This window comes from Marinobacter sp. L-80 (genome assembly GCF_056859395.1).
Window position 1 is genome coordinate 51,775 of record NZ_JBSXOI010000059.1, and the last position, 7,942, is coordinate 59,716.

Consider the following 7,942-nt stretch of genomic DNA (forward strand, 5'->3'; position numbering starts at 1 on the left):
ATCCCTCCTTCAGGGTGGCTATTTTTCATAACGCCATCGTATCCCTTATACTCCGTGTCCCTACCAGCCCTTCATAGGCTTTATGGCTGAACATACGACATCACAGACAAGCGGTTTTGCTGGCGCTGGCCCCGGAACCGGCGCCGCCAGTCATCGCGCGCGTCGTTTCAATGCCTGGACGGTCAGCACCCTCGTGATCGCCCTGCTGGTTGCGATGCCAGTGCTGGTCATCCTTGCCCATGTGTTTTTCCCGTCCGGTGAAGTCTGGCAACACCTTGTCAGCACGGTTCTTGGAAGATACCTCAGTAACACCGTGGTGCTCAGTGTCTCTGTGGCTGTAGGAACCACCCTGATTGGCACTGCCTGCGCCTGGCTGGTGGTTATGTGCCGGTTTCCCGGCAGGCGGCTGTTCGAGTGGGCCCTTCTGCTGCCGCTGGCGGTGCCAACCTACGTTATTGCCTATGCTTACACGGATTTCCTGCAGTTTGCGGGGCCACTACAAAGCGCCTTGCGCGACTGGTTCGGCTGGGAGTTTGGCGACTATTACTTTCCGGATATCCGGTCCCTGGGCGGTGCTGCCCTGCTGATTACCATGGTGCTCTACCCCTACGTGTACCTGCTTGCCCGGGCGTCGTTCATGGAGCAGTCGGTAAGTGCACTTGATGTTGGCCGCACTCTGGGCCTGGGGCCATGGCGTATGTTCAAACGCATTGCTCTGCCGCTGTCCCGTCCTGGGATCATCGGCGGCGTTTCGCTGGTCCTGATGGAAACACTGAACGAGTTCGGGGCAGTCCAGTTCTTTGGCGTCGATACCTTCACCACCGGAATCTACCGGACCTGGTTTGGCCTGGGTGAGCCGGTTGCAGCGGCTCAGCTCGCAGCCTGCCTGCTGGTGTTCGTGGTTCTTGTTGTTGTTCTGGAACGCGTTTCCCGCGGTGGCAAGCAATACCATACCTCGGCACGGTACCAGGCATTGCCCGAGTATTCGCTGAATTCAGGTCAGGCTGCGCTCGCCTTTGCAGTGTGTTTCCTGCCTGTTCTTATTGGTTTTATTGTTCCGGCCCTGATTCTGCTGGAAATGGCGATTACGACCGGCGACAGCCTTTTCGGGACGCGTTTTCTGGAATTCGCGTTCAACAGTCTGATACTCGCCTCAAGCGCGGCGCTGGTTGCCGTTACGCTTGCTGTAATGCTGAGTTACGGCGCACGGCTGAATCCCAGCTCCTGGGTCCGGAGTGCGAACCGGATTGCGGCCATGGGCTATGCCATCCCAGGGTCTGTCATTGCCGTGGGCATCATGATTCCGCTGGCCTGGCTGGATCAGAAGCTCAATCTCTTTCTTCGTGACAACTTTGGTTTCATGGTGGGTCTGGTACTCAGTGGCAGCGCTTTTGTCCTGATCTACGCCTACACGGTGAGATTCCTGGCCGTCTCCTTCAATACGGTTGAGGCCAGTCTGGGGAAGGTTACGCCCTCAATGGACGCAGCTGCGCGAACCCTCGGTCAAACCGCCGGTGGTACCTTGCGCAAGGTTCATACGCCGATCATGCGCAGTAGCCTGCTGGCGGCCGGTATACTGGTGTTTGTGGACGTGATGAAGGAGTTGCCGGCGACCATCATACTCCGGCCGTTCAACTTCGATACCCTGGCGGTCCGTGCCTACAGCCTGGCCTCTGACGAGCGATTGGCCGAGTCGGCCATGTCCTCCCTCGCCATTGTTGTGGTCGGGATCATTCCCGTGGTCATTCTGAGCCTGGCGATGCGTCGGTCCCGCCCGGGAAGTAAAACGGGGTAGCCACGGTTTACTCGGCGAACAGAAAAACCTGCGACATATCCAGCTCAAGCGAGACAGCCTGTCCCTCTTCCGGCAGAAACACCCCGGGCACTTTTGCATGCAGGTGCATTTCCTGCCCGTCCGGCCCGTGAGCACAAATATGCAACAGACTGGTCGGGCCGAGCAGTCGGGACATCAGAACATGGCTGGTGCGGTCATCACCGGCCTGTCCTTCAAGTTGCCTGACTTTGACCGCCTCCGGACGGATCAGAATTCTAGCGCTGCTGCCGTCCTCAAAACCTTTAGCTTCCAGGTGGCCCAATGGCGTTGTCACCACGCCGTTGTGGACAACGCCGCGATGTTCGTTCACCTGCCCGAAAAAGTTGACCACGAACGGCTCGGCAGGATTGCAGTAAAGGTCTGTAGGAGTTCCCGTTTGCACGATCTCTCCGTCTCGCATCAGTGCGATCCGATCTGCCATGAACATGGCTTCCTCCGGGTCATGAGTAACCAGAAGAGTGGCCGTGTTCAGCTCTTTCAGCACATGCAGTGTATCGTCCCGAATCTGGTCGCGCAGCCGGGCGTCGAGGCTGGAGAATGGTTCGTCCAGCAGCATGACCCGTGGCGACGGAGCAAGGGCCCTGGCCAGGGCTACCCGCTGCTGCTGACCACCTGAGAGGGTATGTGGGTAAACATTGGCGGCATCGGCCATGCCCAGGCGCCCCAACAGTTCGAGTGCGCGCGTACGTTGCTGCTTTTTCGGCATGGAGCTGATGCCGAAGCAGACGTTCTCCAGCACCGTCAGATGGGGGAAGAGTGCAGATTCCTGGAATGCCAGGCCCACATTCCGCTTTTCCGGGGGTACCTGCACGCCACCGGGTGCCGAAACCAGGGAGCTGCCGAGAAAGACTTTGCCGCGGGACGGCGTCTGGAGGCCTGCAGCGATACGCAGCAGCGTTGTTTTGCCGCAGCCAGAAGGGCCGAGGAGGCAGACAACCTCGCCTGCTTCCAGATGCAGGTTGATGTCTTTGACAACGCTATCGCCATGGAATTGGCAATGCACGCGGTCAAGCATCAATGACGGGCCCGACAGGCCGTTCTCGAGTTGGTCGCTGTAGGTTGGGCTTTCCTGATAAATGCTCATGGTGCCGATCCAGCCTCCCGGTTCAAACTCCAGTGGAGGTGCAATTGTAAGCTTGTTGCGTCTGATTGTGTATTGAATACGTAAAAGCGACTGATTCCTATTTATTGACTTCTATGCCCGGGTTCGTTTAAATCGCATCTAAATACTAATCGTTTTCACCTGCAATAGTAATTAGCAACCAAGGAGAGATCCCGTGGTATCTCATAAAGCGAAGTTGGCAGCCGCTGCCCTGGCAACAACACTGGCAGCAACGAGTGTCTCCGCGAGTGAAGTCAACCTGTACTCTGCGCGGCACTACGATTCGGACCAGGCAATTTATAACGCCTTCACCGAGGAGACCGGCATCAAGGTCAACCTGATTGAGGGGAAGTCCGATGCGTTGATCCAGCGAATCCAGCGAGAAGGTGTCGCCAGCCCGGCCGATATCCTGATTACCGTTGACGCGGGTAACCTCTGGCGAGCCGACCAGGAAGGCATCTTCCAGCCGGTGGATTCGGAAGTTCTGAACAGCCGTCTGCCGGATTCCCTGCGTCATCCGGAAGGGCATTGGTTCGGCTTCAGTCAGCGTCTGCGCGTGATCTACTACGATCGTTCAGACTTTGATCCTTCCCGGATCAGTCAGTACGAGGACCTGGCCAAGCCGGAATTCAAGGGCGAGATCTGCATCCGGTCCTCCAGCAACATCTACAACCAGTCATTGCTGGCCAGCCTCGTTGAGTACCACGGCGAAGAAGGCGCTGAGGAGTGGGCGCAGGGCGTAGTCAATAACATGGCCCGTGATCCCCAGGGTGGCGACACCGATCAGATCCGTGCTGTGGCTGCCGGTGAATGCAACCTGGCGGTTGGCAACCATTACTACTACGCGCGCCTGCTGAACTCTGATGATGTTGCAGACCGTGAAGTGGCCCGGGAGGTTGGCATTATCTTCCCGAACCAGGATGGCCGTGGTGTTCACGCCAACATCGGTGGTGCGGGTGTGGTGGCTACCGCGCCTAACCGCGACAACGCTGTCCGGTTCCTGGAGTTCCTGTCCTCCGATACCGCCCAGCAGATCTTCGCTGAGAGCAATCACGAGTTCCCGGCGGTAGACGGTGTACTGAAGAATCCGGTGCTGGATTCCTGGGGCAACCTGAACATTGATGACATCAATGTGAGCGTACTGGGCACCAACAATCCGGAAGCGGTGAAGATCTTCGACCGTGTGGGCTGGCGTTAATCGAAGTATCACGAAATTGATCGCAGATTACGCTTGAGAGAGCGTGCCCAAGGGCCGGATGTTGGTAAGACATCCGGCCCTTTTTATTTTATCGAGGCACCGGCTGTGCTTCCTGTTACCTGATGAGCGGGTAGAATAGCCGGATGACCCGATCGCCGCTGGTTTTCCGTCTCTCCTTTCTTGCCATTGTCGCGTTTTTGATGGCCATGATCTGGCTTCTGCTGCGGCAACTGGGCATGCCTGCCAGCTTTGCACCAACGGTGCTGTCCGACTGGTTTGCCAGTCATGGGACTCTTGGGCCGGTATTACTGATGCTCCTGATGGTTCTTGCTGTCGTGGTCGGGCCAATACCCACGTTGCCGATCAGTGCGGCGTCCGGCCTGGTTTACGGAATGTTCAACGGAACGGCAATCGCGGTAGCCGGTGCACTGGCGGGTTCGCTGATTGCCTTTTATCTGGCGCGAGTGCTTGGTCGCGATGCTGTTCAGCAGAAGCTCGAAAACAACCCGGTATTCTCGGCCAGAGGGTCACAGCGGTTCCTGTTTATTGCAGTCCTCCTCACCCGGTTAATCCCGGTGTTCTCCTTCGCCCTGATCAGCTATGCCGCCGGAGTGACGGCGATACACCTTTGGCGTTACGCCTTGGCAACGGTTATTGGAATGTTACCCATGACCTTTGTGTTTGCCGGGTTGGGGCATACCCTCGAGCTTAACCCCACCCTGACCGTTATAGCGGCAGCTACGGTATTGCTGGTCATGAGCACGTTGCCCCTTTACCTGCGGCATCGCCCACATTCCCGTCTGGCTCGCTGGCTGCAGCTGGATGGAAGGGTCTGATGCCCGCTGCAGATTCTCAATTTCCCACAAGCGACTCGATATCCTGATAGACGGTCGCAGCATCCGTTACCCTGGCGAGCCAGCTCAGAGGAATGCCGTTCTCACCGCCAACACCGTGCATGGCGGCCATGGCCGGGCCAATCAGCCAGGCTCGACCGCAGGAGTCACCACCACAATGAATGTTGGCGCGGATGGCTTCGGTGTAGCTCCGGGCCGTGTTCAGAATGTGAAAGCTGACCGGCATGGCTTCCTGCAGGTAACAGGTGCGGCCAAACGTGTCACCGGCAGCAACGCCGTTCAGTTCCGAGCTCTCAAGTGCCCGTTTGAGGGACGCCTGATCGGGTGCTTCGTCGATGGCCGAATTCATTGCCTTGGCAAGAGGCTCGCCCCTGAATAGCCCGTCCAGAAGCACCGCTGCACACTTTGCCCAGGCAACGGCCTCGTCGTTGTGATTGGTAACCCGCACGGCTGCTTCAACAACGTCCAGGAGGTTTGTGCTTCCGCTATGGGCGGCAACGAGTGGCGGCAGCTTGGACACCGCAGGCAACTGCATGTCGTCGGCGCCACTCGCCGGTACCAGATTGCGGTCGATGGTTTCCGCCAGATGAACGCCGGCGTCCTGAATGGCCTTTTCCTTGTACGTCAGGCTGATGGCCTCCCGCACCGGCTGCGCAAGCGCGCTGCCGCTCAGACGGCGGGTGTAGGGCATGACCTTCTGCACCAGAATCCGCTTCTGTTTGTCGGAAAGATCATCCGGCATGCCGGACTGCGCCTCCTCGACCGCCTTGCGCTCGATCGCATTGAAATTCTCCAGCGTGATCCGTGTCGGGTTATCGATGAATCCCCGCCACTGGCCACCGGGCCCAAAGAACGAACGAAACCGGCGCTGGTAATCGCGGATGTCCAGATTGCCGTTGGTGGCCAGTAAGCTGTCGGTCAGCACGCCGGTGGCTGCGCCGTAGTGACTCACATCGCCAACCTGTTTCCCCTCGTGAGCGAAGTAACCGAATCCCTTTGTGTAGTACTCGGCTCGTGGAGGCAGGAATTCGGGCGACTGTCCACCCACCTCCAGAATGCGCTCGCTGTTGTAGAGCCAGTGCAAACCCAGGCTGGCTGCGTCTGCGACCCAGCCGCCTGCCAGAGCAGCGGTGATGGCGCCTTTTCTTTCGGGAGGGAGATTGCTGACCATGGGAGATCCTTGATGTCCGGTTTGTGAGTCCGACCTGAAGGATTATTCGATAACGTCGCTGATCTGGACCGTTGGCTGAACGTTGGTGAAGTTCGGGATGTCGCCAAGAATTTCCTTGGCATGGGGGCCGAAGGCGGTCTGGAAATCGGCAACAGAGTCAAAATACATGTGGCCCATGGCAATGTAAGTGGGGCCCTCTCCCGGGGCGCCGCCGGCCAACCCGGATTCGATGGCTGTGCGCTTGCAGGCATCGCCCAGCCTGTCGCGGACCAACGCCATGTGCGTGTCTCGGTAGTAGGCAAGGTCAAAGGTGCTTTCTGCGGTTTTCGGATACATCACACTGACTTTGATCATTTCGGGCCTCGGTTTGTGGAATCGCGGGGACCCTCTTTTAGCGCCTCGGCCACCCGTTCGTCAATCTTGCGGATAAGCTCCTCGTCTGCCTCGCCAGAGGAATGTGCTTTTAACATGTCGGTGCTTGCCCGCAGATTGCCGATAAAGGTCCGGCAGTCCTTGCACATCATCAGGTGCATTTTGACTGACATGTTCTGGAGAACAGGCAGCTCGCCATCAATATAGTCGCTGGCAATTACCGCGAGATCCCTGCACATCAGCATTCGCCGGTCTCCTGGAAATTCTCCACCATCAGAAAGATCTTTTGCCTCGCTCGATGCAAAAGAACACGAAGATTAGAGGCACTGACGTCAAGAATGTTACAGACGTCATCGGATTTATGCTGGTGGGCTTCGTAGAGCATCAGCGCCGAGCGCTGGGTTTCCGGAAGGGAGGAGAGGTGTTTGTCGAGGCAATCGCTGAGGGCGCCGTTCTCCATCAGGGTGTCGGCGGATTCATGGAATTGAAGTTTGGGTGGCAACTCCCAGCGTCCTTTGGCGTTAAAACGATGGGCCAGTTCTGGCTCCAGGCTGTCCGAAAAGTCTGTTGGGACTTCCCTGTTGGCCGATCGAAGCTGATTCTTGCAACGGTTGGCAACAACCCGGTGCAACCAGGTTTTTAAACCTGAACGACCTTCAAAGCCATGGATCGCATCAATAACTTTAACCCAGCAATCCTGAACGGCTTCTTCTGCACTGGAATGATCCAGATAGAACCGGGCGACTGCTAACATGCCGGGGGTGTAGGCACGTACTGCTTCCTGAAAAGAGTCATTATCACCCGTTTTCAAGCCCTGAATCAGTTCTATCTCCTTTTCCCGACTTGAGTCAGTCATGACCGTTCCCTTTTATGAGCAATTGTTCAAGAATAGCAGTAAGTTTGGAAATCGGTCGATAAGTTCCCGGCGTATTCGGTAGGCGGTGTAATCAAATTGTTAGATATTCATGAGCAATCGTTGACACAATGCGTTGCCGAACGACGTACAACAACGGTAAGCCGGTAACGAACACTGAGCCCAAGGTTTGATGTAACACTTCCGGGATTACGGTGTCTCTTCGTTATCACGTTCAAGGTAGAAAGGATTATTTCATGACACTCAAGAAATGGATTCTGGTCGCGTTGATTGCGGCTGTGGTTGTCGGGTTTATTGCCAGTGGTGGTAGCGAGCTTCTGACTCTCGAGAACCTGAAGGAAAACCAACAGTCCCTCGGTAACTGGATCGATCAGAATCTGTTGGTTGCGGTGCTGGGAGCCTGTAAATAAATCTGTGTAACTGCCCACCCCATTACAGGTGGCCGTCCAGGCGGTCACCGAATTCGATAATAAAGCGATTCAATGCCGGCTTCCAATCACGGATCGGCATGGTCCATTTCTTTGAGGCCTGTTGGAT

The 7,942-nt window shown here is 56.8% G+C and carries 9 protein-coding genes; 4 read left to right on the forward strand and 5 right to left on the reverse strand.

Annotated features, from left to right (window positions below; genetic code table 11):
* Window positions 1-82 precede the first annotated feature (82 nt).
* Window positions 83-1,795, forward strand: a complete 1,713-nt coding sequence (locus tag AC13E3_RS08665; RefSeq protein ID WP_104270409.1) for an ABC transporter permease — start codon at window positions 83-85, stop codon at window positions 1,793-1,795.
* A gap of 7 nt (window positions 1,796-1,802) precedes the next feature.
* Here AC13E3_RS08665 and AC13E3_RS08670 read toward each other — a convergent pair whose 3' ends face one another.
* Window positions 1,803-2,918 carry an ABC transporter ATP-binding protein gene (locus tag AC13E3_RS08670; protein WP_008176865.1) on the reverse strand — a complete coding sequence of 372 codons (1,116 nt, stop codon included), beginning with the start codon at window positions 2,916-2,918 and terminating at the stop codon, window positions 1,803-1,805.
* 193 nt (window positions 2,919-3,111) lie between these two features.
* Between AC13E3_RS08670 and AC13E3_RS08675 the strand changes: the two genes are divergently transcribed.
* Both AC13E3_RS08675 and AC13E3_RS08680 read left to right on the forward strand, forming a co-directional pair.
* Window positions 3,112-4,134: a Fe(3+) ABC transporter substrate-binding protein gene (locus tag AC13E3_RS08675; RefSeq protein WP_008176867.1), complete on the forward strand. Its 1,023-nt coding sequence runs from the start codon at window positions 3,112-3,114 to the stop codon at window positions 4,132-4,134.
* 143 nt (window positions 4,135-4,277) lie between these two features.
* Window positions 4,278-4,970 carry a TVP38/TMEM64 family protein gene (locus AC13E3_RS08680; protein ID WP_104270410.1) on the forward strand — a complete coding sequence of 231 codons (693 nt, stop codon included), beginning with the start codon at window positions 4,278-4,280 and terminating at the stop codon, window positions 4,968-4,970.
* Window positions 4,971-4,986: 16 nt separating this feature from the next.
* On the opposite strand, the gene AC13E3_RS08685 is transcribed toward AC13E3_RS08680, so the two are convergent.
* From AC13E3_RS08685 to AC13E3_RS08700, 4 genes are read right to left on the reverse strand one after another with little or no spacing between them, the layout of a single operon-like run.
* On the reverse strand, window positions 4,987-6,159 hold the full coding sequence (locus tag AC13E3_RS08685; protein ID WP_008176872.1) for an ADP-ribosylglycohydrolase family protein: 1,173 nt from the start codon (window positions 6,157-6,159) through the stop codon (window positions 4,987-4,989).
* 42 nt (window positions 6,160-6,201) lie between these two features.
* Window positions 6,202-6,513, reverse strand: coding sequence for an EthD family reductase (locus tag AC13E3_RS08690; protein WP_008176874.1), 312 nt, complete (start codon window positions 6,511-6,513; stop codon window positions 6,202-6,204).
* The gene (locus tag AC13E3_RS08695) at window positions 6,510-6,776 is read right to left on the reverse strand and encodes a zf-HC2 domain-containing protein (protein ID WP_008176876.1); all 267 of its coding nucleotides are present in this window, start codon (window positions 6,774-6,776) and stop codon (window positions 6,510-6,512) included. Before AC13E3_RS08695 ends, AC13E3_RS08690 begins: the two co-directional genes overlap by 4 nt.
* Window positions 6,770-7,387, reverse strand: coding sequence for an RNA polymerase sigma factor (locus AC13E3_RS08700; protein ID WP_273155801.1), 618 nt, complete (start codon window positions 7,385-7,387; stop codon window positions 6,770-6,772). Before AC13E3_RS08700 ends, AC13E3_RS08695 begins: the two co-directional genes overlap by 7 nt.
* A 254-nt stretch (window positions 7,388-7,641) precedes the next feature.
* On the opposite strand from AC13E3_RS08700, the gene AC13E3_RS08705 reads away from it, so the two are divergent.
* Window positions 7,642-7,815, forward strand: coding sequence for a hypothetical protein (locus AC13E3_RS08705; RefSeq protein WP_482901910.1), 174 nt, complete (start codon window positions 7,642-7,644; stop codon window positions 7,813-7,815).
* Window positions 7,816-7,942: the final 127 nt, after the last annotated feature.